Origin of the sequence: Moheibacter sediminis, assembly GCF_900176425.1 — a bacterium.
GTDB lineage: Bacteria > Bacteroidota > Bacteroidia > Flavobacteriales > Weeksellaceae > Moheibacter > Moheibacter sediminis.
In genome coordinates this window covers 494,681-516,972 of sequence record NZ_FWXS01000001.1, presented here as the reverse complement: position 1 = coordinate 516,972, position 22,292 = coordinate 494,681, and the positions used below count along the sequence as shown (strand labels likewise).

The 22,292-nt window shown below is 40.0% G+C and carries 29 protein-coding genes; 20 read left to right on the top strand and 9 right to left on the bottom strand.

All coding sequences use genetic code 11. The features are described 5' to 3' along the window. Positions 1-11: 11 nt before the first annotated feature. The 3 genes from B8977_RS02385 to B8977_RS02375 are packed head-to-tail and all read left to right on the top strand — an operon-like array spanning position 12 to position 1,369. Positions 12-416 carry a DUF3408 domain-containing protein gene (locus B8977_RS02385; RefSeq protein ID WP_070562192.1) on the top strand — a complete coding sequence of 135 codons (405 nt, stop codon included), beginning with the start codon at positions 12-14 and terminating at the stop codon, positions 414-416. After that, entirely contained in the window at positions 416-721 is a 306-nt protein-coding gene (locus B8977_RS02380) for a DUF3408 domain-containing protein (protein WP_038699380.1), read from the top strand. Before B8977_RS02385 ends, B8977_RS02380 begins: the two co-directional genes overlap by 1 nt. 12 nt (positions 722-733) lie before the next feature. Beyond that, positions 734-1,369: a hypothetical protein gene (locus B8977_RS02375; protein ID WP_038699378.1), complete on the top strand. Its 636-nt coding sequence runs from the start codon at positions 734-736 to the stop codon at positions 1,367-1,369. A gap of 60 nt (positions 1,370-1,429) precedes the next feature. Here B8977_RS02375 and B8977_RS02370 read toward each other — a convergent pair whose 3' ends face one another. The 3 genes from B8977_RS02370 to B8977_RS02360 all read right to left on the bottom strand — a co-directional run bounded on the left by B8977_RS02370 (position 1,430) and on the right by B8977_RS02360 (position 4,796). Further along, the gene (locus tag B8977_RS02370; RefSeq protein WP_026706462.1) at positions 1,430-2,224 is read right to left on the bottom strand and encodes a cation efflux transmembrane domain-containing protein; all 795 of its coding nucleotides are present in this window, start codon (positions 2,222-2,224) and stop codon (positions 1,430-1,432) included. Positions 2,225-2,227: 3 nt separating this feature from the next. Further along, entirely contained in the window at positions 2,228-4,399 is a 2,172-nt protein-coding gene (locus tag B8977_RS02365) for a TonB-dependent receptor (protein WP_038699376.1), read from the bottom strand. An 85-nt stretch (positions 4,400-4,484) separates the two neighbouring features. Then, entirely contained in the window at positions 4,485-4,796 is a 312-nt protein-coding gene (locus tag B8977_RS02360) for a hypothetical protein (RefSeq protein ID WP_026706464.1), read from the bottom strand. 189 nt (positions 4,797-4,985) lie between these two features. Between B8977_RS02360 and B8977_RS02355 the strand changes: the two genes are divergently transcribed. The 15 genes from B8977_RS02355 to B8977_RS02285 all read left to right on the top strand — a co-directional run bounded on the left by B8977_RS02355 (position 4,986) and on the right by B8977_RS02285 (position 15,640). Further along, positions 4,986-5,291, top strand: coding sequence for a DUF4134 domain-containing protein (locus tag B8977_RS02355; RefSeq protein ID WP_026706465.1), 306 nt, complete (start codon positions 4,986-4,988; stop codon positions 5,289-5,291). 11 nt (positions 5,292-5,302) lie between these two features. After that, positions 5,303-5,635, top strand: a complete 333-nt coding sequence (locus B8977_RS02350; protein ID WP_034727204.1) for a DUF4133 domain-containing protein — start codon at positions 5,303-5,305, stop codon at positions 5,633-5,635. After that, positions 5,632-8,136, top strand: coding sequence for a TraG family conjugative transposon ATPase (locus B8977_RS02345; RefSeq protein WP_034727207.1), 2,505 nt, complete (start codon positions 5,632-5,634; stop codon positions 8,134-8,136). The genes B8977_RS02350 and B8977_RS02345 overlap by 4 nt, the downstream gene beginning before the upstream one ends. A 26-nt stretch (positions 8,137-8,162) precedes the next feature. Beyond that, positions 8,163-8,795: a DUF4141 domain-containing protein gene (locus B8977_RS02340; protein ID WP_019974899.1), complete on the top strand. Its 633-nt coding sequence runs from the start codon at positions 8,163-8,165 to the stop codon at positions 8,793-8,795. Positions 8,796-8,797: 2 nt separating this feature from the next. Further along, the gene (gene traJ, locus B8977_RS02335) at positions 8,798-9,793 is read left to right on the top strand and encodes a conjugative transposon protein TraJ (RefSeq protein ID WP_034727213.1); all 996 of its coding nucleotides are present in this window, start codon (positions 8,798-8,800) and stop codon (positions 9,791-9,793) included. 21 nt (positions 9,794-9,814) lie between these two features. Next, a complete protein-coding gene (gene traK, locus B8977_RS02330) occupies positions 9,815-10,438 on the top strand; it encodes a conjugative transposon protein TraK (RefSeq protein ID WP_038699372.1) in 624 nt (207 codons plus the stop codon). A gap of 12 nt (positions 10,439-10,450) precedes the next feature. Continuing rightward, positions 10,451-10,879, top strand: a complete 429-nt coding sequence (locus tag B8977_RS02325; RefSeq protein ID WP_019974902.1) for a hypothetical protein — start codon at positions 10,451-10,453, stop codon at positions 10,877-10,879. 19 nt (positions 10,880-10,898) lie between these two features. After that, positions 10,899-11,186 carry a hypothetical protein gene (locus B8977_RS02320; RefSeq protein WP_019974903.1) on the top strand — a complete coding sequence of 96 codons (288 nt, stop codon included), beginning with the start codon at positions 10,899-10,901 and terminating at the stop codon, positions 11,184-11,186. Further along, positions 11,173-12,507: a conjugative transposon protein TraM gene (gene traM / locus B8977_RS02315; protein WP_034727217.1), complete on the top strand. Its 1,335-nt coding sequence runs from the start codon at positions 11,173-11,175 to the stop codon at positions 12,505-12,507. Before B8977_RS02320 ends, traM begins: the two co-directional genes overlap by 14 nt. Positions 12,508-12,531: 24 nt before the next feature. Further along, entirely contained in the window at positions 12,532-13,425 is an 894-nt protein-coding gene (traN, locus tag B8977_RS02310) for a conjugative transposon protein TraN (protein ID WP_034727220.1), read from the top strand. A gap of 21 nt (positions 13,426-13,446) precedes the next feature. Continuing rightward, positions 13,447-14,007: a conjugal transfer protein TraO gene (locus B8977_RS02305; RefSeq protein WP_034727223.1), complete on the top strand. Its 561-nt coding sequence runs from the start codon at positions 13,447-13,449 to the stop codon at positions 14,005-14,007. 12 nt (positions 14,008-14,019) lie between these two features. After that, positions 14,020-14,469 (top strand): DUF3872 domain-containing protein, encoded by a 450-nt coding sequence (locus tag B8977_RS02300; protein ID WP_034727225.1) that lies wholly within the window; start codon positions 14,020-14,022, stop codon positions 14,467-14,469. A gap of 111 nt (positions 14,470-14,580) precedes the next feature. After that, positions 14,581-14,868, top strand: a complete 288-nt coding sequence (locus tag B8977_RS02295; RefSeq protein WP_034727228.1) for a hypothetical protein — start codon at positions 14,581-14,583, stop codon at positions 14,866-14,868. Positions 14,869-15,042: 174 nt separating this feature from the next. Beyond that, on the top strand, positions 15,043-15,354 hold the full coding sequence (locus B8977_RS02290; RefSeq protein ID WP_038699366.1) for a helix-turn-helix domain-containing protein: 312 nt from the start codon (positions 15,043-15,045) through the stop codon (positions 15,352-15,354). After that, positions 15,335-15,640: a helix-turn-helix domain-containing protein gene (locus B8977_RS02285; RefSeq protein WP_038699364.1), complete on the top strand. Its 306-nt coding sequence runs from the start codon at positions 15,335-15,337 to the stop codon at positions 15,638-15,640. The genes B8977_RS02290 and B8977_RS02285 overlap by 20 nt, the downstream gene beginning before the upstream one ends. Here B8977_RS02285 and B8977_RS02280 read toward each other — a convergent pair. Further along, on the bottom strand, positions 15,624-16,361 hold the full coding sequence (locus B8977_RS02280) for a YoaK family protein (RefSeq protein ID WP_038699362.1): 738 nt from the start codon (positions 16,359-16,361) through the stop codon (positions 15,624-15,626). The two genes, B8977_RS02285 and B8977_RS02280, sit on opposite strands and share 17 nt — an antisense overlap. A 307-nt stretch (positions 16,362-16,668) precedes the next feature. Here B8977_RS02280 and B8977_RS02275 point away from each other — a divergent pair, with 307 nt between their 5' ends. Together B8977_RS02275 and nhaA are read left to right on the top strand one after the other, a co-directional pair. Next, on the top strand, positions 16,669-17,130 hold the full coding sequence (locus tag B8977_RS02275; protein WP_038699360.1) for a response regulator: 462 nt from the start codon (positions 16,669-16,671) through the stop codon (positions 17,128-17,130). A 158-nt stretch (positions 17,131-17,288) separates the two neighbouring features. Further along, positions 17,289-18,476, top strand: a complete 1,188-nt coding sequence (gene nhaA, locus B8977_RS02270; RefSeq protein ID WP_038699358.1) for a Na+/H+ antiporter NhaA — start codon at positions 17,289-17,291, stop codon at positions 18,474-18,476. Positions 18,477-18,478: 2 nt separating this feature from the next. On the opposite strand, the gene arsB is transcribed toward nhaA, so the two are convergent. The 5 genes from arsB to B8977_RS02245 are packed head-to-tail and all read right to left on the bottom strand — an operon-like array spanning position 18,479 to position 22,281. Beyond that, on the bottom strand, positions 18,479-19,519 hold the full coding sequence (arsB, locus tag B8977_RS02265; protein WP_038699356.1) for an ACR3 family arsenite efflux transporter: 1,041 nt from the start codon (positions 19,517-19,519) through the stop codon (positions 18,479-18,481). Between the two features lie 2 nt (positions 19,520-19,521). Further along, complete coding sequence (gene gcvH / locus B8977_RS02260) at positions 19,522-19,899, bottom strand: glycine cleavage system protein GcvH (RefSeq protein ID WP_038699354.1); 378 nt, start codon at positions 19,897-19,899, stop codon at positions 19,522-19,524. A 16-nt stretch (positions 19,900-19,915) separates the two neighbouring features. After that, positions 19,916-20,689: a metallophosphoesterase family protein gene (locus B8977_RS02255; protein WP_034727251.1), complete on the bottom strand. Its 774-nt coding sequence runs from the start codon at positions 20,687-20,689 to the stop codon at positions 19,916-19,918. 43 nt (positions 20,690-20,732) lie between these two features. After that, positions 20,733-21,860 carry a chromate efflux transporter gene (gene chrA, locus B8977_RS02250; RefSeq protein ID WP_038699351.1) on the bottom strand — a complete coding sequence of 376 codons (1,128 nt, stop codon included), beginning with the start codon at positions 21,858-21,860 and terminating at the stop codon, positions 20,733-20,735. After that, positions 21,850-22,281 carry a DoxX family protein gene (locus tag B8977_RS02245; RefSeq protein ID WP_038699349.1) on the bottom strand — a complete coding sequence of 144 codons (432 nt, stop codon included), beginning with the start codon at positions 22,279-22,281 and terminating at the stop codon, positions 21,850-21,852. The genes chrA and B8977_RS02245 overlap by 11 nt, the downstream gene beginning before the upstream one ends. Positions 22,282-22,292 lie beyond the last annotated feature (11 nt).

Here is a 22,292-nt window from a genome sequence, read left to right as displayed (position 1 = left end):
AAACAGTAAGTATGGCTTCAAATAACAAAAACAACGATTTTGAAAAGCCCAATGTTGATGAGGAATACCTTATGAACATCATAAGCGGCGATGAGCTTGTATCGCCACCGAGCAATAACAAAAAGCAGGATGTACCAAAGGAAACCAAGCCAAGGGAAAAAGCCCGTAACAGTTCATCAAAAAAAGTGGACTATGAGGAAACGTTTTTGGTCAATCGGTTTCCATCGGGGCGTAACGGCAAGGTCGTTTACATACGCCCTGAATACCACGAAAGATTGCTCCGCATCGTTCAACTGACAAGGGAAGAAAGAACTACGCTCTACTCTTACATTGACAACATTCTTGAAAATCATTTCAGGGAGTACGGGGACGATATTACCAATTATTTCAACGAACATTTTAAACCCATTCTATAATGAAGAAAGATAAAAAGAACAGGAATGCTATTGTATCCGGCAACAGCTCCGATACAGTTAGCAATACGACTAAAACAACCTATGAAAACACATTTATGCAAATGAATAAAATGCAGAAAAGAGGCAATAAAAGTATATACCTAAGTCCTGAACATCACGAACGTTTAACCCGCATTGTACAGATTATAGGCGATGATAAAATACCCTTGTTTGCCTATCTCAATAATATTCTTGAACATCATTTTAAAGTGTTTGAAGATATGATTACAAAGGAGTTCAACGAAAAATACAAAGGCTTATTTTAAAAACCCTACGTTATGGAAATAGTAATTGTGATATGCCTGCTGATAGTCATTGTCCTGCTTTTGCAGGATAAGATTGTCATTCATAAAAGGTCAAAGCAAGAACCTTCGCAGAAGACAGTCAATCCGAACCTGCCCGATATTATGGGACAACCTAAACCCTTAGAACGCCTTTCAGTGCCAAACACTGCCAATGAACGCCAAATTGAGGAACCGGAGATAAACCCTGCTAATTTAGACATTGAATACGACGAAAATGAAAACGTCGGCATTCAAATCCGCAAGGAAGAGCTGGACGAAGTTTTCAGAAATATGCCTGATTTGGAGGAAGAGGAAGAAGAATGGAACAGGTACGGAATATTTGGTGGCGATAACAGTCTTGCCCAAGGGGTTACCTTTGAAGAACTAAGCTCCGTAGGTGCATTGCTCCAAAAAGAGAATTTGGAACAATCACAAAAGGAAACAGCGGTAGATATAGTTCAAAGATTACAGGGGACTGAATTATTCAGCCTGCTGGAAAATTCCATCGAGGGTGCCTCCCTAAAAATTGCCGAGCTTTTGGATAGCACACTCTCATCTGAAACGGAAGCCGGTTCTTCCACTTTGCGGAAAAATGATTTGAATGATTTTGACATTGGGGAGTTTGTGTAAAAAAATAGAAGATTTTAAATGAGCCTGAAATTTAGTTTTTCAGGCTCAATTTTTTCTCACTCATTTCGCCAACTTCAATATTCTGTATGCCCCCCTTGCCACAACTAAGAATACAATAGCTCCGATAATCAAATCGGGATAGCTTGAATTGAGCCAATGAACCAAAAGCCCTGCAACGATAACACCCGAATTGATAATAACATCGTTTGATGTAAAAATCATAGTTGCCTGTATGTGGGCTTCTTTGCTTTTGTTCTTTTGCAACAGGTAAAGACAAAATATATTTGCCATTAGTGCCAAAACAGAAACGATAATCATAGTTTGAAAATCGGGCATTTTTTCAAAGCCTAAAAAACGCCTGATAACTTCAACAAAACCAATAACAGCCAATAGGATTTGAAAGTACCCTGCAAATTTGGCGATGTTGTTTTTCCTTGCTATTGTTCCACCCACAGCGAATAAAGCCAAAGCATAAACGATACTGTCCGCAAGCATATCCAAACTATCAGCTACCAAACCCATTGAATTGGAAAAAATGCCAAACACCATTTCCAATCCAAAGAAAACGAAATTAATAATCAGTACAGTCCAAAGTAGTTTCCGTTGGTTATTATTTGTATCTGTTTCAAAAATTGCATTGCTTTCTTCAGTTGAAATCAATGTAGTATTCAGGTTTAGTGTTCCCAAAGCCGTTAAAATCGGGTCGGGATTTCCATTGTGATAAACGTTCAGCTTTCTGTTTGGAATATCAAACTCTAATGATTTTACCGTATCAAAGTTTTGCAGTTTCATACGGATTAACTGCTCCTCACTTGGGCAATCCATTTTTGTAATATTGAATATTGTTTTGTTCATCTTTTAAAGTTTAAATTTTATTCCTCCGTTAATTATAAATCCGTCCAATGGTGCATAAATATCTTTAAAAACAGGGTTGGTTATAGTACCTGTATAAATGTTATCAAAACGTGTCTGTCTTGTATCAAGGAAGTTTTCAAAGTTGATATATAAAGAAAATCTTTCCCAAATCTTTTCAGCCATAAAGCCACATGTCCAATAATCGTTTCCTATTGTTCCGTCATTGAGCTTTTGCGGACTGAAATAATAGGCTTCTAAACCAATCTTCCATTTATCCTCAATTTCATACATCAGTACAGAGTTAATACGGTGTTTTGGGGTTAATGGATTTTCGGTAGTTGTTCCGTTTTCAATCAATCGGGTATCGGTAAAGGTGTAGCCCAGAAACAGTTTCAAATCATCATATCCTATTTTTACGTTGGTTTCTGTTCCTTTAGTATGTATGTAGCCCGATGAATTGATGAACTGATAAAGATTAGCAGATGGATTTTGAAGCAACAAAGGATTATCCAGATAAGTATAAAAAAACAATTGGTTTATGCTGAATGTCCAATCATCGCCTATATTAGTACGGTAGTTGATGTCTGCATTTGCTCCGTAGCTCCTTTCTAATTTATTGGTTTTATCGTTAATAGGCATTACGTTTTGATATTGTATGCGTTCGCTTTCTTCGGTAAAAATGGTTGGTGTTTTGTAGCCAAATCCGCCCCCGACACGTGAAGTCAATCCATTTGCAATCTTAAACAATGCCGATACTCTTGGCAAAAAAACAGCTCCATAATCAATCACATAATCCGTCCTTAAACCTGCTTCCAATTGAAGCCAATCGGTAGCCTTAAAAGAATTTTGAACGAAAGCCCCGAATGTGGTATGAGTATAATCCCTCAACGGAAATGCAGTAATCTGTTTTTCTTTAAAATTATCAGTCCAAATATTAACGCCTGTTACCCATTCCGATTTTTCTTTGCTGTGCGTATAGCTTGCTTCCGTAAAAGTAGCGGTCTGCGTTCCCTCAAATTCGTAATTCGGAATAGCCGTATTGCGGTTAAAATAACTTACGCTGTTTTTGAATTGTACAAAACTGTTTTCGTTTACAGTATGGTCAAAAACAAATTGAGTGGAATAACGCTGTGTTTTGTTTTCTTCAAAATATTGATGGGTGTTATCTCCTTTGCCTTTGATGTAGAGCATATCGCCACCCAAACGGTTTTCAATGGTGGTATTGATACCAAAGTTCATTTTTGTTTTATCATTGAAGTAAACAAATAATTTAGGGTTCAGTACATACCTTTCAAATTGGGGAATGGCAGAAAGCCCGATTTGTGCAGGGTCGTAAGCTCCGTTGCGATTGTGCGAAGCAAATATTGTCGTTCCGATTTTCTTAAACTTCTGTCCGTAAAAACCGTTGATGTCTAAACCTCTGCCCGATGTTCCGTTTAAATGAAAGCGTAAATCCCTTTCTTCCGTTGGTGTTTTGGAAATCAGATTGACCAGACCTGCTATTGCTCCACCACCATACAGCGTGGAAGTTGAACCTTTGATAACTTCCACCTGCTTTAAGTCAAGGGGTGGGATTTGCAACAAACCTAACCCACTTGAAGCACCCGAATAAATCGGGAAACCGTCTTTTAAGATTTGCGTATATCGTCCGTCAAGCCCTTGAATACGAATACTTGCGTTGGCACTTGTGGGCGATGTGGTTTGTACATGAATACCTGTACTCTCACTCAAAAGCATACGAATATCCCCTGCTTTCATATTGCCTTTTTCGTCCAATTCTTCACCTCCGATAAATTCAATTCTTGTAGGGATATTTTGGATAGTTCTTGTACTTCTTGTTGATGAAATAACGATTTCTTCCAAATCTTCCGATTGTTCAGAAAGTAGGATTTCAATCGGGGTTGTATCTTTTAACGGAAAATTAAAGCTGTCGGTACGTTGGGCAAAACCAACATAACTAAATTGAATTTCCTGCAAACCGTTTGGAATACCTGTTAATATGATTTGTCCGTTTTCATCTGAAGTTGTTGCGATTGTAGTTCCCGTAACCTGTGCGGTTACGCCCATTAAAAGCTCTTTTTTTTCACTGTCTTTAATTACAGCTTTGAACGTATTTTGTGCATATACACAAAGGTTTAGTGCCATAAAAAATGACACAATAAGTATTTTTTTCATTGTAAAAATGATGCTTAATATGAATAAATGGATTATAGCGGTGCTAAGCACCGCAGGAAATAAACTGTGCTGAAAGCACTAGATATTAAACAAGCTGTGGGGGATGCCAAACGGAAAAGGGAAAATCAGAAACAGGCGGTGTTGGCATTGTTCCTAATTTTCTTTGCGGTTCTTTTACTGAATGTGTAACCGAAAAATGAAAAGTAATTAAAACAAATCCCGTACAGGTATTACAGCTAAAAAATGGCGAACAACAACCCTTATTGCAATCTTGGTCTTCCTGTCCGTTTTGTCCTTGCTCGGTTGTATGCTCCTGCATACATTTATCCTCAATAAAAGTCGGTACTGCTGATAACAGCAATACATAAACGGCTAATATTAAAGATATAAATTTCATTTTGCGAAGATAGTAAATAAACATTGTCCAATAAATATATATCCTCTTTTTTTCATCTCTATAACGCCACCCACCGCCAAACAATTCCACTGACTGCCACTTTCTTATAACGCTCTAATTTCTGAAACACCTTTGTCCCGAAAGCCCGCAAGGTGCGGGATAACAATAACAAATTAATGTGTTTCAGTTATGGAAAAACAGAGAAAAAAAGTTTTGCTGGCAGCCGTGGCTATGCTGTCAGGAATTGGTGCTTTCGCACAGGGAAACGGTACAGCAGGTATCAACGAGGCTACCCAAATGGTAACGTCTTATTTCGACCCCGCAACCCAATTAATCTACGCCATAGGTGCAGTAGTCGGGTTAATCGGAGGCGTTAAGGTGTACAACAAATTCAGTTCGGGCGACCCCGATACATCCAAAACTGCGGCAAGCTGGTTTGGTGCGTGTATCTTTTTAATCGTGGCAGCTACCATCCTGCGTTCATTCTTTCTTTAATCCTCTAGTTTATGAACAATTACAACATAAACAAAGGCATAGGAAGAACGGTGGAATTTAAGGGTCTGAAAGCACAATACCTGTTCATTTTCGCAGGTGGGCTGCTCGGCACGCTCATCTTCGTGATGATACTGTATATGGCAGGAATAAACTCTTACATCTGCCTGTTTCTCGGTGCTGGTGGTGCTTCGCTGATTGTATGGCAGACCTTTTCACTGAACAGGAAATATGGCGAGCACGGGCTAATGAAAATCGGGGCAGGAAAAAGACATCCCCGATACATCATTTGTCGCAAGCCTGTACACCGCTATTTAAAATTCACTCCTAAATCGAATGCCCTATGAGAAACGTTGCAAAGACAACAACGCTGGAAAACAAATTTCCTTTGTTGGCAGTAGAAAACAACTGCATCCTTTCCAAAGATGCGGACATTACCGCCTGCTTTGAGGTTCGTTTGCCGGAACTGTTTACGGTAGCATCGGCGGAATACGAAGCTATTCACTCCGCCTGGCATAAGGCTATCAAGACCTTGCCGGATTTTACGGTCATCCACAAACAGGATTGGTACATCAAAGAAAGCTATGCTCCCGATTTGGCAAAGGAAGACCAAAGTTTTTTGGCTAAATCCTACCAACGCCATTTTAATGAGCGACCATTTCTGAACCATTATTGTTACCTGTTCCTGACCAAGACCACTAAGGAAAGAATGCGTATGCAAAGCAACTTCAGTTCGCTTTGCAAAGGTACGCTCATACCAAAGGAAATCAGGAACAAGGAAACGATACACCGCTTTATGGAAGCCGTGGCACAGTTTGAGCGTATCGTGAACGATAGCGGTTTCATAACCCTGCAACGCCTTACCGAAGATGAAATCATCGGAACGGACGAAAAGCAGGGATTGTTGGAACAGTACCTAACCCTGTCAAGGGAAAGCGGAACACCGATGCAGGACATCGCACTCGGAACGGAAGAAGTCCGTATCGGAAACAAAAGGTTGAGCCTGCACACCTTGTCCGATACAGACGATTTGCCCGGAACGGTATCGGCTGATACCCGTTTTGAAAAGCTATCCACCGACCGGAGCGACTGCCGTTTGTCGTTCGCTGCTCCTGTGGGATTACTCCTTAGCTGTAACCATATCTACAACCAATATTTGTTTTTGGATAACAGCGAAGACAACCTGCAAAAGTTTGAAAAGTCTGCAAGGAATATGCACTCTTTGGCAAGGTATAGCAGGGCAAACCAAATCAACAAAGAGTGGATAGAAAAATACCTGAACGAAGCACATTCGTTCGGTCTTTCTTCCATAAGGGCACACTTCAACATTATGGCGTGGTCGGAAGACCCTGCGGAGCTGAAACAGTTAAAGAACGATTGCGGTAGTGCATTGGCATTGATGGAGTGTAAGCCTCGCCACAACACTACGGACGTAGCCACTTTGTTTTGGGCTGGAATGCCGGGCAATGCAGGCGATTTTCCGAGCGAGGAAAGTTTTTACACATTCATTGAGCCTGCTTTGTGCTTCTTCACGGAAGAAACCAACTACCACAATTCGCCCTCTCCGTTCGGTATCAAAATGGCTGACCGCCTGACCGGAAAGCCTATCCATTTGGATATATCGGATTTGCCAATGAAGCGTGGGATTATCACGAACCGCAACAAATTCATTTTGGGGCCATCGGGTTCGGGAAAATCGTTCTTCACAAATCATATGGTAAGGCAATACTACGAACAGGGTGCTCACGTCCTGTTGGTGGATACAGGGAATAGTTATCAGGGCTTATGCGAACTCATCAAAGGAAAGACCAAAGGCGAAGACGGCGTGTATTTTACATACACCGAAGACAATCCCATTGCCTTTAACCCTTTCTATACCGATGATGGCGTGTTCGACATTGAGAAGCGTGAAAGTGTCAAGACTTTAATACTGACACTCTGGAAACGTGATGATGAACCGCCAACCCGTTCTGAAGAGGTTGCTCTTTCCAATGCCGTAAGCGGCTATATCGAACGTATCAAAACGGACGATGTTTACCCATCATTTAACGGTTTCTATGAGTATGTACGGGGCGATTACCGCAAGGTACTCGAAGAAAAACAGGTAAGGGAAAAAGACTTTGACATAGCAAATTTTTTAAACGTTCTCGAACCCTACTATAAAGGTGGAGAGTACGATTATCTGTTGAACTCCGATAAGCAGTTAGACCTGCTTTCCAAACGCTTTATCGTGTTTGAAATTGATGCGATTAAAGACCACAAAATCCTCTTTCCCATAGTCACAATTATCATTATGGAAGTTTTTATCAACAAGATGCGGAGGCTGAAAGGTATCCGAAAACTCATCCTGATTGAAGAAGCGTGGAAAGCGATTGCCAAAGAAGGAATGGCGGAGTATATAAAATATTTATTTAAAACCGTCCGCAAATTCTTCGGAGAGGCGATTGTCGTTACGCAAGAGGTAGATGATATTATCCAGTCGCCCATTGTAAAAGAAAGTATCATCAACAATTCCGACTGTAAAATCCTCTTAGACCAGCGTAAGTATATGAATAAATTCGATGACATACAGGCAATGTTGGGGCTTACAGATAAGGAAAAAGGTCAGGTACTTTCTATCAATATGAACAACGATGCAAGCCGACTGTACAAAGAGGTTTGGATTGGCTTAGGTGGTACGAACTCGGCAGTCTATGCCACCGAAGTTAGTTTGGAGGAATACCTCGCATACACGACAGAAGAAACCGAAAAAATGGAGGTAATGCAATTAGCTTCCGAATTGGACGGTAACGTAGAACTCGCCATTAAGCATATCGCAATGCAAAGGCGTGACAAAGCAAATCAATAGTCATTAACATTTTAAAATTCATAAAAATGAAAAAGTTCCTTTTTATGGTGTGTACGGCACTAATGCTCGCCGTAGCACCGTCCGCAAAAGCACAATGGGTAGTAACCGACCCCACAAATCTGGCATCAGGTATTCTCAACAGTGCGAATGAAATCGTACAGACTTCTTCCACGGTATCCAATGTAATTAAAAATTTCAAGGAAGTGGAAAAGGTGTATAAACAGGGTAAGGAGTATTACGACAAGCTACAAGCTGTAAATAATCTTGTAAAAGATGCACGTAAGGTACAGCAGACTGTATTGCTTGTCGGTGACGTATCCGAAATGTATGTTACCAACTTCGGTAAGATGATGAACGACCCGAATTTTTCTGCACAGGAATTGGCAGCTATCAGCAATGGTTATTCGGCATTGCTGAATGAAAGTACCGAACTGCTGAAAGAACTCAAACAGATTGTAACCTCATCAAGCCTTTCGCTGAACGACAAAGAGCGTATGGATATTATTGATAGAGTGTACAAAGAAGTAAAGGAATACCACAGCTTGGTACGCTACTATACCAATAAGAATATCTCTGTAAGTATTCTAAGAGCAAAAAAGCAGAACAATACCAAAAGAGTGCTTGACCTCTATGGAACTCCTAACCAAAAATACTGGTAGTTATGGAATTTCAAAATCTTCACGAAGTCCTACGCTCATTATATGATGAGATGCTCCCACTGTCCGCCGATATGGCGGCAGTGGCTAAAGGGATAGCCGGATTGGGGGCTTTGTTCTATGTTGCCATAAAAGTATGGCAGGCTTTGAGCAGGGCTGAACCCATTGATATGTACCCTTTGCTCCGTCCTTTCGCTTTGGGGCTTTGCATTATGTTTTTCCCAACTATCGTATTGGGAACAATCAATGCCGTGTTAAGTCCGGTGGTACAGGGTACTCACACAATCCTCGAAAATCAGGTGCTTGACCTCAACGATTTGCAGGCGAAAAAAGACCTGCTCGAACGGGAAGCTATGCTACGAAATCCTGAAACAGCCTATCTCGTATCAAATGAGGAATTTGATAAAAAGCTCGAAGAATTGGGCTGGTCGCCCGGCGATTTGATTACGATGTCGGGAATGTATATGGATAGGTTTGCCTACCAAACCGAACAAGCTATTAAGAATTGGTTTCGCAATCTGTTAGAGGTACTGTTTCAGGCGGCAGCTTTGGTTATTGATACCATAAGGACGTTCTTTCTCATTGTCCTGTCCATACTCGGGCCGATAGCCTTTGCGATAAGCGTGTGGGACGGTTTTCAGTCCACGCTCACGCAATGGCTGACCCGATACGTCAGCGTTTACCTGTGGTTGCCTGTGGCAGACCTGTTCAGCTCTATGCTTGCCAAAATACAATCCCTCATTATCGAAAAGGATATAGCAATGCTTGCCGACCCGACTTACATTCCTGATACCTCAAATACCGTGTACATCATCTTTATGATAATCGGTATCGTGGGCTACTTCACTATCCCAACGGTAACAGGCTGGATTATTCAGGCAGGCGGTGCAGGGAACTTTACCCGTAACGTAAACCAAGCCGCAATGAAAACCGGAAATATCGCCGGAGCAGGAACAGGTTCGGCAGTTGGAAATATCGGTGGCAAGTTAATGGGGAAATAAAAACAATCAAATCATTTAAAAATGGAATTTAAAACATTAAGAAATATCGAAAACAGTTTTAGGCAAATACGGCTGTATGCCATTGTATTTGCCGTTCTCTGCCTAAGCGTGGTAGGATTTTCACTTTGGAAATCTTACAGCTTTGTAGACGAACAACGCCAAAAAATCTATGTGCTGGATAATGGAAAATCGTTGATGCTTGCCTTATCGCAAGATGCAAGTATCAACCGACCTGTGGAAGCAAGGGAACACGTCAGGCGTTTTCACGAACTCTTTTTTACGCTTGCTCCCGACAAGAACGCTATCGAAAGCAATATGAGCAGGGCATTCAACCTTGCCGATAAATCAGCTTTTGATTATTACAAAGACCTGTCGGAAAAGGGCTATTACAGCAGGATTATTTCGGGGAATGTACAGCAACGCATTGAGGTGGATAGTGTCGTGTGCAATTTCGACACCTATCCTTATGCGGTGCGTACCTACGCCAAACAATTCATTATCCGTTCGAGCAACGTGACCAGGCGTAACCTGATTACTTCCTGCTATCTCGTGAACTCTGTCCGTTCGGACAACAACCCGCAAGGCTTCAACATCGAAAAGTTTGCAGTGATAGAAAACAGGGATATAGAAGTTATCGAACGCTAAAAAAACAATCTTATGGAAGCATTATCAGATTTAAACACGTTTGCAAAAATCCTTACCGATAAAGGATATAACGGCTATTTCCATACGCAGGGAGCGTATGCTGGAAAGTTGAAGGAAAGTATCGGCGAATACCTCGAAAACTGCCAAAAAGGTACAGATAGTTTGCCTAAACAGGACTTGTTGCTGACGGGCTACCTGCAATGGTCGGGCGAAGACAAGCCAAGTGTAGAATGCAGTATGTGGGTAAAATACCTGAACGGCAAATTCTCGCTTAACAGAATGGAGGTTGCAAGGAAAGACCAATTTGGGCAACTGCTGAAAAAATCGGAACTGACAAACCTGTCAGTCATATCCGCACCCAAAGCGGTTGAGGCAGTCGCTTTGGTCAATGAAGAACCGAAGCAAAAGGCAGGTCAAAGTCCTAAGCGTTTCAAGCTATAACAACAGAAATAGTAAGGTTATGAAAAAACTAAGAGCAAATATGGACAGGTACTTTGACAAGCTGGACGAACGCTGGCGGGCATTGCCCTTGCGGAAACAGCACCAATACACACTTTACTTTTTTGTGGGGTATCTACTGCTTACGGCAGGTGTCATTTGCAAAGTATGGTACGATACCTCAAAGTCGGGTAACGATATGGTCATCGAGCATATCGAAAACCCTGTCCTCAAAAAAAGTGAAAGTCCTGCAAGATTGCAGGACACATTATCAACAATTCTAAAAAACAAGATTTATGAAAGAAAATGAGAACAAAAAGTCGGTTGTTCGGGTAACCGAGGGTAGCCCGGCAGCAACCACTGATGGACTGCAAGACGGTACACAGAACAAAGCCGAAAAGCTCAAAAAGCCACTCATCTTTGGCTTAATGGGAATTGTCTTCGTAGGTTGTATGTACCTCATATTTAAACCATCCGCAGACAAAAAGGAAATTGAGAACATTGGGCTGAACGATGCAGTACCGGAGGCTACCGGAGCAGGAATGCCTGCCGACAAAGGCAAGGCTTACGAGTTGGAAATGCTGGAACGCAAAGAGCAAGAAAAACGCAATGCACTTACCACGCTTTCTGACTATTGGAATACTGAAGACAAAAAAGAGCCTAATGATGAATTTCCCGAAGAAGACGAAAACAGCAGCTATGGCGTTGGCAGAGGTTCGGGAAGAAACGGCAATCCTGCATTGAGCAGTTACCGCAATGCACAAAGCACATTGGGTTCATTTTATCAGGATAACAACTCTGAAACAACAGAACTCCGCAGGCAATTGGACGAACTAAAAGAACAATTAGCCGAGAAAGATGTACCTAAATCTGTAACCGTTGATGACCAGCTTGCCCTAATGGAGAAATCCTACCAGATGGCGGCAAAGTATCTGCCAACAGGTACAAATTCGACAGAAGCCCCACCTGCTAAGGATGCAGGTACGGCTACCGCAGGTTCAACTCAAAAGGAGCATTTTGTGGCATTCACACCTACAAGAAAGAACACCGTTTCCGCTTTGTATCGTGAGCCTACGGACAGTGCCTTTTTAGCCGATTGGAGCGAAACAAGAAACCGGGGCTTTTATACCGCAGGTTCTATTGAGCAAACGGCACAACCGAAAAACAGTATCAAAGCCTGTGTACACGATGCACAAACGGTTATCGGCGAAACAGGGGTACGATTGCGATTGTTAGAGCCAGCCCAAACGCCTCAACGTACCATTCCAAAAGGAACGATTGTAACAGCTAACGCTAAATTTCAGGGAGGTCGATTACAGCTAAAAATTACCTCCGTAGAATTAGAGGGCAACATCATTCCGGTGGATATAACCATTTACGATTTGGACGGACAGCAAGGCTTGTACGTTCCGTATTCGCCCGAAATGAACGCCCTTACCGAAATGGCGGGCAATATGAGCCAGACTTCGGGAACAAGCATAATGCTCACGCAGAATGCAGGACAACAGGTTGCTGCTGATTTAAGCCGTGGCGTGGTACAGGGTGTTTCGGGCTATTTCGCCAAAAAGGTAAGAACCCCAAAGGTTACGCTAAAAGCGGGGCATCAGGTCTTCCTTGTATCTAAAAAATAATATTGAACTCAAATAATTTAAACAATGAAAAATCATTTAAAAACCTTTTGGGCATTTGCCCTGATACTCGGCTTTGCCGTACAGTCTTACGCACAGGATAGTGCAAGAACTAAACTTGCATTGGGCAAGATACAACCGTATAGAATGGAAGTTACCTATGATAAGACTTCACACCTGATTTTTCCGACCGCTATCCGTTACGTGGATTTAGGCAGCGAATATCTGATTGCAGGAAAAGCAGAAGATGCAGAAAACGTGTTGCGTGTAAAAGCAACGGTAAGGGATTTTGAACCAGAAACCAATTTTTCAGTCATTACGAATGACGGACGTTTTTACAGCTTCAATGTGTATTATAGTTCCTATCCGGAGGCAATGAGCTATGACCTGCTCACGATGCAAAAGGCAGTAGATAAAGCCAATGGTAACGATGTGCTTTTTGAAGAATTGGGCAACAATTCTCCGTCATTGGCAGGCTTGCTGTTGGAAACGATTTACAAGAAAGACAAACGTATTGTAAAGCATATCGGGGCTAAGAGCTTCGGTATTCAGTTTATCCTCAAAGGCATTTACATACACAACGGCAAATACTATTTCCATACGGAATTGAGAAACCGTACCAATGTGCCATTTCAGATTGATTTTATGAATTTCAAGGTAGTGGATAAAAAGGTAGCCAAACGTACCGTAGTGCAGGAACGCCCGATGATACCGCTTAGGACTTACAAGCCACTGGACGACATTGCTGGAAAAACAATCGAACAAAACGTCTTCCTGTTAGACCAATTTACCATTGCCGATGACAAGGTACTGCTGATTGAGATTTTCGAGAAAAACGGAGGCAGGCATCAAACGCTCCAGATAGAAAATTCCGACTTAATCAAAGCTCGTTTGATTAACGATATGCACCTGAAATTTTAATAACCTTTTAAAGTAAATAATATGAAAAAGTATATCTATACCGTGATGCTCATCTTTATGGCCATCACGGTCACACAGGCACAAAGAATGTTACCTAAACAGAAAGGATTGGAAGTGAGTACGGGTGTGCTGTCCGATGATAAAATCGGTAACGATTATTATATCAATGTAGCAATGACCGTAAACGGCAAAAATGGTAACTATCAGCTTTGGGCGTTGGAATACACTCATCAATACCACGATTATAAAGACCTCCGCATACCGCAGGAAACTTATACCGCAGAGGGCGGTTACAGCTTCTTCCTCTTGGGCGATGCCCGTAAGAACATCACGCTGAACTTCGGAATAACAGGTGTAGTCGGTTACGAAAGTATCAACCGTGGCGAAGCAATGTTGTATGATGGAGCAAAAATTTTGAGCGAGGATAATTTTATCTACGGAGCTGGTGGACGGCTCACATTTGAAACGTACCTGTCCGACCGTTTTGTGTTAGTCCTGCAAGGGCGTACAAAGGTTTTGTGGGGTACAGACTTGGAACAGTTCCGACCGTCCGCAGGCGTGGGATTAAGGTTTAATTTTTAAAACGTAAAAACAATGATAGCAATATTCAATAAATTCAGGATAGGATTAAGCTCAATATATGTACTCTTGGCAATCCTCACAGCTTCGGTTACGTTGGTATCTTGTAGCAAAGACGATGAACTCGAAATACAGAACGATTTCCCTTTTGAGGTCAAAGTAATGCCTGTACCCAAAGATGTTGCCAGTGGGCAGACCGTAGAGATACGGATTACCATACAGCGAACAGGCAATTACAGCAACACGCAATATTTTCTCCGCTACTTCCAATTTGACGGTCAAGGCACATTGCGGTATTATGACGAACCACCGTATTTGCCAAACGATTTGTATTCGTTGCCAACGGAGCAGTTCCGGTTGTATTACACTTCGTCATCTACCGTATCACAATCCTTTGAGGTTTGGATTTCGGATAACTTCGGTAACGAAAAGCAGTTGAGCTTTCAGTTCAACAGTAGTGATTAATGCTACTTATATAAAAGCAAAACCGACTGTTACAGGTCGGTTTTTTGCTTTTCAGCTTTCGGTGTACGTTGTTTTTTGTTTAAATTTACTTGAATTATAATCTTAACGGGTATGGATACAGTTACGGCTCAATTGGTGTTTGGTATTATTGTTATCGTTATTGCGATAGTGCTTATTTATTGGATAAACCGCAGGAAATTTTACAGGCGTAATGGTATGGGTGCAGAGGGATTTTCGAGTTTTGAAGCATCTGTATTTACCCGTTTTATAGAACGTATCGGCAAATGGATTGCCTATGCTTTAATTGTTGTCGGTATTGTCTGTATATGGACTTACAGCCAAATGAAAAAGGATAAGGAAAAACAGGAAGTAAAGACAGAGCAACCTGCTCAACACTGACTTTTTTCTAACAATATTTTGAATAAATCGGATAGCCCAAAAGGTTATCCGATTTTTCGTTTGTAGCAAACGTAAAACGCCAAACACTACCTTTCAACGCCAATCAATACTACATTTTCCAACCCTGTAACACCCCTTAATATCTTCGACTTCCACAGAAAAAATGAGCAAAAAATGGAAGTTATCGCAATACAAAAATCCGCATTGGACGGAATGAAAAATGAGCTAAGGGAACTTTTGGAAATGACCGAAAATGCTGTAAGGAAATACACCCCGATTTTCAAAGAAGAGCAATGGCTCGATAACCAGGAAGTGTGTTTGATGATGAACATTACCAAACGGACTTTGCAGACCTACAAGGACAAAGGCTTATTGCCTTATTCCAAACTGAACCGCAAGAATTATTACAAACGCTCGGACGTACAGGCTTTACTCGAAGCCGGACTGCCGTATAATACAAATGACAATGAATTTACTGACGAATGAAGCTGATGAAATCGTCGTCCATCAGGAAATGATAATGCAGTTGAGAAACTGTATCGAAGAAATACTGAAAAACTACCGTCCCGTAATGAACGGAGAGATATATCTTTCGGGCGAAGATATTTGCAAGCTGTTACATATCAGCAAACGGACTTTACAGCAATATCGTGATGATAATATCCTGCCATTTATACAAATTGGAGGTAAGATAATTTATAAGGAAACAGATCTGGTAAGGATACTGGAAGAGAACTATACCGGGAAAAATACGGTCAATGATGGTTTCTGAACTTTCTTTTCAGATAATAGTACCGAAACAATAACCGGTCATACCATAAAGCGAAAAATAACAATCCTACCGGAAGCAAAAGAGTTCTTAATTCAAGATATGAATAAGTAAAGCCACCTATTATACAACCCAAAAAGAAACAACAGATGATTGCCAGCTTTAAGAATATACTTTTATTCAACTGTATCCGTTCTGGCCGATCTCTGTAAAAGAACAGCTGTGACAGTTCTATTCCCAGATCCGTGAACAAACCCGTCAGGTGGGTAGTTCTTACCACCGATTGGGATACCCTTGTTACCAATGCATTCTGTAATCCCATAGAAAAAAGTAGAGCTGACGATAATAGAATTGAAAACCTGGCATATTCATTCGGTAGTAAAAATGCTGAAAAACTCACCGCCAATAATATGATTATTTCAAGGAATATGGGTATAATATAAGGTGTTTGTGGTTTGTATTTTGAAACCCACTCCATAATAAGACTTGAAACAAACGCTCCAAACAGAAAAAACAAAATGTAAAATAAATATGCAAAAGCCATTCTGTAATTTCTTAAAACAAGTTCCTCAGAAAAAAAAGCAAAATGACCTGTTACATTAGTAGTTAGCGTATGTAATTCTAAAACACCGGTAATGTTTACGACACCTGCTACACCGGATAATATTGAGGCTAATTTTAGGTTGTGTGTATAAGTACGACCTTTGCCTTTATGTCTAAACATTTGCTTCCTTTTGTTGTAAATTTACAAAATTGCTGTTGCCCTTTGTTCATAATTGTATATAATCTGTAACATTCGTACATTTGCTTTATTAAATATAGAAATACTTAAAGTGTTTTTGCTTTAAGTCCCACATTGAAAACTGGTAATTTTTAGACAACGGGACAATAAGGAAGAACGCTCATGCCATAGGCGTGGGCGCTCGCTTATTCGTTGTCGGGTATACCAGTACCTCAATGTGCGGTAAGTGTAGTTGCCTGCGCTTTCTTTTTGTGCAGGAAACTCCATTAACTCAAAATCTGACAATATTATGGAATCTGGTACAACACAACAAAAAATCACCCTCGCCTTTATCAATGATAAAAGCCCAATTTTAGATTTGATTTGCAATGATTTCATTGCTTCAGGAACTGAAGTCTTATTTCGTTCGGAAAGCATTAAAGATGGACTATCACAATTGTTTTCATTGAATGAACTTCCCTATGTTTGTATTATTGACCTTGATTTTTACGACAAGAATGTGCTGGCACAGGTTCAAGAATTAAGGACAGAATATCCAACCATAAAGCTTATTGCTCATAGTGATATTGATGCTGAAAAAGTCGTAAAACCTCTTTTTGAAATTGGTTTTTCTAGTTATTTGCTCATTGGTAGCGATACAGACGATTTCAAGAAAGCCATTGAAGTTGTTATCAATGGCGGAAGATATTTTAGTGTGGGAGTAGCAAAAATCGCGCAGGAATATTTTAATAATGATTTTCATAGTGAATAAAGTAATTCCTTCTACTAACTTATTAATAAGTTTTATTTCAGCCATATTCTTCATAATGGGAAAAAACTTATTCTGTAATTTAAGCAGTAATTATCCCTTTTGCTAGCTCATTCGCAACATTATTCGTATATTGCGATATTTAATTTTTACAGATAAATATGCCGAAAAAAATCAATCTAAAGATTTTCAAAGACTTTGTTGAATCAAGTAATTTTGGAGGTTTCCTCCTTTTTTTATGCGTAGTGATTTCAATGATAGTGGCAAATACATCAATGGCCGCTCCGCTACAAAATTTATTGGACACAAAGCTGGGGTATGAAAATGAAGCCATACACCTCAATTATTCCGTAAGTATGTGGATCAACGACGGATTGATGGCAATCTTTTTTCTGTTGGTAGGTCTGGAAATTAAAAGAGAAATTGTTGAAGGAGAACTCTCTTCTCCCAAGAAAGCTATTTTGCCTATCCTTGCTGCTATCGGTGGAGCAGTAGTACCCGCATTGATTTATGTAAGTTTTAATTCCGGTAGTGAAACAGCTTCCGGCTGGGGTATTCCTATGGCTACGGATATTGCTTTTGCATTGGCCGTAATTTCGCTGTTAGACAAAAGAGTACCAACCAGTTTAAAAATATTTTTAGCGGCTTTAGCGATTGTGGATGACTTGATTGCCATTTTAGTCATTGCAATTTTCTATTCATCCGGAATTGAGTTAGGCTATCTAGGCTATGCCGGAATTGGAATGCTAGTACTGATTTTGATGAACCGTTTTAATGTTAAAAATCCCTATCTATATCTAATACCAGGAGTTTTTGTATGGTATTTTGTGCATCATTCTGGCATTCATGCCACTATAGCAGGTGTACTGGTAGCTATGACCTTGCCAACCAATGATACAGAAGTTGAATCTCCGTTAGAGAAACTAGAACATGCACTTGTAAAACCGGTAAATTTTCTGATTATTCCCATTTTTGCATTCGCTAATACAAATATTACAATTCATCAGGAAATGATAGAAGGACTGACTTCCCCGTTAGGTTTAGGTATTTCACTGGGATTAATTTTTGGTAAGCCCATTGGCATTGTTGCAACCTCTTTGATATGTTCTAAATTAGGGATAGGTCAACTTCCTGCAAACAGTAACCTTATTCACATTATTGGCTTAGGATTATTAGCTGGAATAGGTTTTACAATGTCCATATTTATATCTATGCTTTCATTTGACAATCAGGTTTTCATTGAAGAGGCCAAGCTATCTGTTTTAATAACATCACTCATTGCGGGTATCTTAGGATATGTGATTTTGAATTTATCCAGTAGAAGAAAGGGTAAGAAGACTGAAATTTAAATTCAGTCTTTTTTACTATAATATTTCTCCTTTAGCCATAAACTTGCCCTTACCAATAATATGAGTACAGGAACTTCTACCAGTGGGCCGATAACACCTACAAATGCCTGTGGCGAATGAATGCCGAAAATCGATATTGCTACGGCTATTGCCAATTCAAAATTGTTTCCTGTGGCTGTAAATGCGATGGATGCGTTTTTGTCGTAAGGAACTTTAAGAGATTTATTGATAAAGAAGCTCACGAAAAACATCAACACAAAATAGATGATTAGCGGTATGGCTACTTTTACTACATCCATTGGTAATTCCAGTATTTTATCGCCTTTCAAGCTGAACATTAATACTATCGTAAACAATAAAGCGTATAAGGTAATTGGCGATATTGCGGGGACGAATTTTCGGTTATACCATTCTATACCTTTTGATTTTATAAGGAAGTAACGGCTTAAAAAACCTGCCAGGAATGGAATACCCAAATATATCAATACGCTTTCGGTAACATCTTTCATGGATACGCTTACATTGAAATTGGCTAATCCTAATTTTGCAGGTAATACGTTGATGAATAACCAAACTAAAAAGCTGTAAGTAAATATCTGGAAGATGCTGTTTAATGCAACTAACATAGCTGTATATTCTCTGTTTGCTTTAGCTAAGTCACTCCAAACGATGACCATGGCAATACATCTTGCCAAACCGATAAGAATTAAGCCTGTCATGTAATCGGGTTCGTTACGTAAAAACAAAACCGCTAATCCAAACATCAATACCGTGCCGATTACCCAATTGAGCAATAAGGATATGCCAATTACTTTTTTATCTCTAAATGCTTTGGGCAATAAGGAATAATCAACCTTTGCCAAGGGTGGATACATCATCAATATCAATCCTATTGCCAATGGAATATTGGTAGTGCCAACAGATAAGCTGTTGGTAACATTAGAGATTTTGGGAAAGAAATGACCCAAACCCACGCCAATTGCCATTGCAAGGAATATCCATAAAGTAAGGTATCTGTCTAAGAATTTTAATTTTGGTTGCATGGCTAATTTGTAAGTTCTTTATATTGGTTTGATGTCAATAAGTCTTCTAATTCTGTAATGTCTTTTATTTCAATTTTTATCATCCAACCGTCTTTATAAGGATTGTCGTTTATGAGTGTGGGTGCTTTCAAAAGTAGTTCGTTCGTTTCAGTGATTTTACCCGATACAGGCATAAATAAATCACTGACCGTTTTAACTGCTTCAACAGAGCCGAATACTTCGTCCTGCTGAAAACTATATCCAACGTTTGGTAAATCCGCATATACGATTTCGCCCAATTCACTTTGCGCAAATTCTGTAATGCCTATTGTACCTGTGTTGTCCTGTATGCTTATCCAGGTATGTTCTTTTGAATACTTTCTATCGGTTGGAAATTCCATTTTTATAAATTTTAGATTAGTAACCTCTTCTTAAATTTTCTGCGTATTCGTTTGGTAAAATGCTTTCTTCAACTGCTTTTGCAGCCCTTTCAATATCATAATCAAAGCGTATAAATTCTACACTGATACTATCTTTATCCAACACAGAACTGTTTTCATTAATCGTAAGCATTACATAACCGCCTCTTACATCGCTGTCCTTCGGTTTACCAACCGAACCGATATTAATGGCGTGTCTGAAATGATTTTGACCGTCAATACCCGAATTTAAAACTCTGTGATAAGGTTTGTGTGTGTGTCCGAAGCACATAATGTCTGCATCGGCTTGCTCCATAATGCGAAGCATACTTTTTTCCTCACGGTCTTCAAAAAGATATTCGTTTATTTTTCTCGGACTTCCGTGTACCAAAAGCAAATTCAATTTATCTTCATTCAGTTGAAATTCTACTTTGATATGGGCTGGAAGTGTACGCAAATACGCTCTTTCTTCATCTTTCATCAAAGAATTTGTGAATGAAATAGAAATATTTCCGTTATCTTTTTCACTGTCTGTTTTGTAGGCACAACCGCATTCGTTGCTCATTCTGCCAATGCCAAAATCGTAATTTCCGGCAATGGTTGGTATTCTCCTTTTACGGATTTCGTTTACCACTTCGTTTGGCCAAATATTATAGCCCACCAAATCGCCCAAACAATAAATACTGTCTGGTTTTCTTTTTTCAACATCTTCAAAAAATGCTTCTAATGCAGGTAAATTGGCGTGAATATCACTGAATAATGCTATTTTCATTTTGTCTGATTTTTATTGTTTAAATATTTTGTTTAAGATAACTTTAGATAAGATTAAATAAATACCCTAATAATGCTCCTCCAATAACCACAAAGGCACTATTTATTTTTTTGAATTTGAAAACTACGATCGCACTTATCATTGCAATTAATATCGTCCGCCAATCAGTAATAGTTTCTTTGCCCATTGTAAGACAAATAGCGACTATGATTGCAACAGATGCCACATTGACCGCATCGAGAAAAATGGACAGTCCTTTAGATTGGCGCATTTTTTTCATCAAGGGATTTAGCAATGCTACTAAAATAAACGACGGCAGAAAAATAGCAATCGTAGAAATAACTGCTCCGGATAGTCCGTTGATTTGATAGCCAATAAACGTAACAGAAGAAAAAACAGGACCTGGGGTAAACTGTCCAACAGCAATAGCATCCATTAATTGCTGCCGGGTGAGTAAGCCCGTTGCAACTAACTCCGTATCTAAAAAGGCGAAAAGAACATAACCACTTCCATAGAGGATAGCACCAATTTTCAGGAATATCCAAAATAATTTGGTATTTGTTTCAGAGAGTAAGGGGCTTTGTGCGATTTGTAAGAATGCGAGCGGGATAAAACTTTGGAGCGTATTTCTTTTGCTCTGAATAGAATACAAACCCATTGCCAGCAATCCCGCTCCAAACATCAAATAGATTTCACTAATGCCGAATAATGACAGTACCAAAACAAGAATACCTACAACCGCCAAGAATGTGGACTTGACAGATTTCTTTGCTAATGGAAAAACAGCTCCTATGATAATAGCGATGATTGCAGGTTTGATACCGTAAATAAAGGGCTGTACTTCGGGCAATTGTCCGTATTGCTGATACAACCATGCAAATATCCCGGTAATGAAAACCGCAGGTAAAATAAAGCATAACCCCGCAACAATTAACCCTTTCCAACTGCCTTTGTCATAGCCGATGTGTATCGCCATTTCTGTACTGTTGGGGCCAGGAATGAGATTAGTAGCTCCCAACAAATCCAAAAAATGCTGTTCGCTCATCCATTTCTTTTTGACAACAACTTCCTGCTGCATCATAGCAATATGAGCCGCGGGACCTCCGAAGCCAATAAAACCAAGCTTGAGAAAGAGCTTGGCAATTTCCTTTATTTGAATATCACGCTCCATTTCTCATTACGATTTTATCAATAGACCAATTACCTGCACCTTTGATTAACAAAAACATACTTCCCAAAAGCATCGCCCAATCCGTACGGCTACCGTGCAGCAATTCCCAAATACCCTCATTAGCCAAAATAGATGTTTTGGTCGTGGCAATGGCAACCAGCATAATGATGATGAGCGGAATACTTGCTAACCTTGTAAGCAACCCGAGCAAAATAAGTGCTCCGCAAAGGATTTCAAATATGCCTACAAAACTTCCAAGAAATTCAGGAGATGGCAAGCCAATTTTTTCAAACCGCCCGGCTCCCCGTAAAGTAGGAAATAGAAATTTCTGAATGCCCTCCGATAAAAAAACACCTCCAACAATCAGTCGGATTATGATTGTTGTCTTTGAATTATCTGTATGAATGATTTTTGAAAACATATAAATTCAAT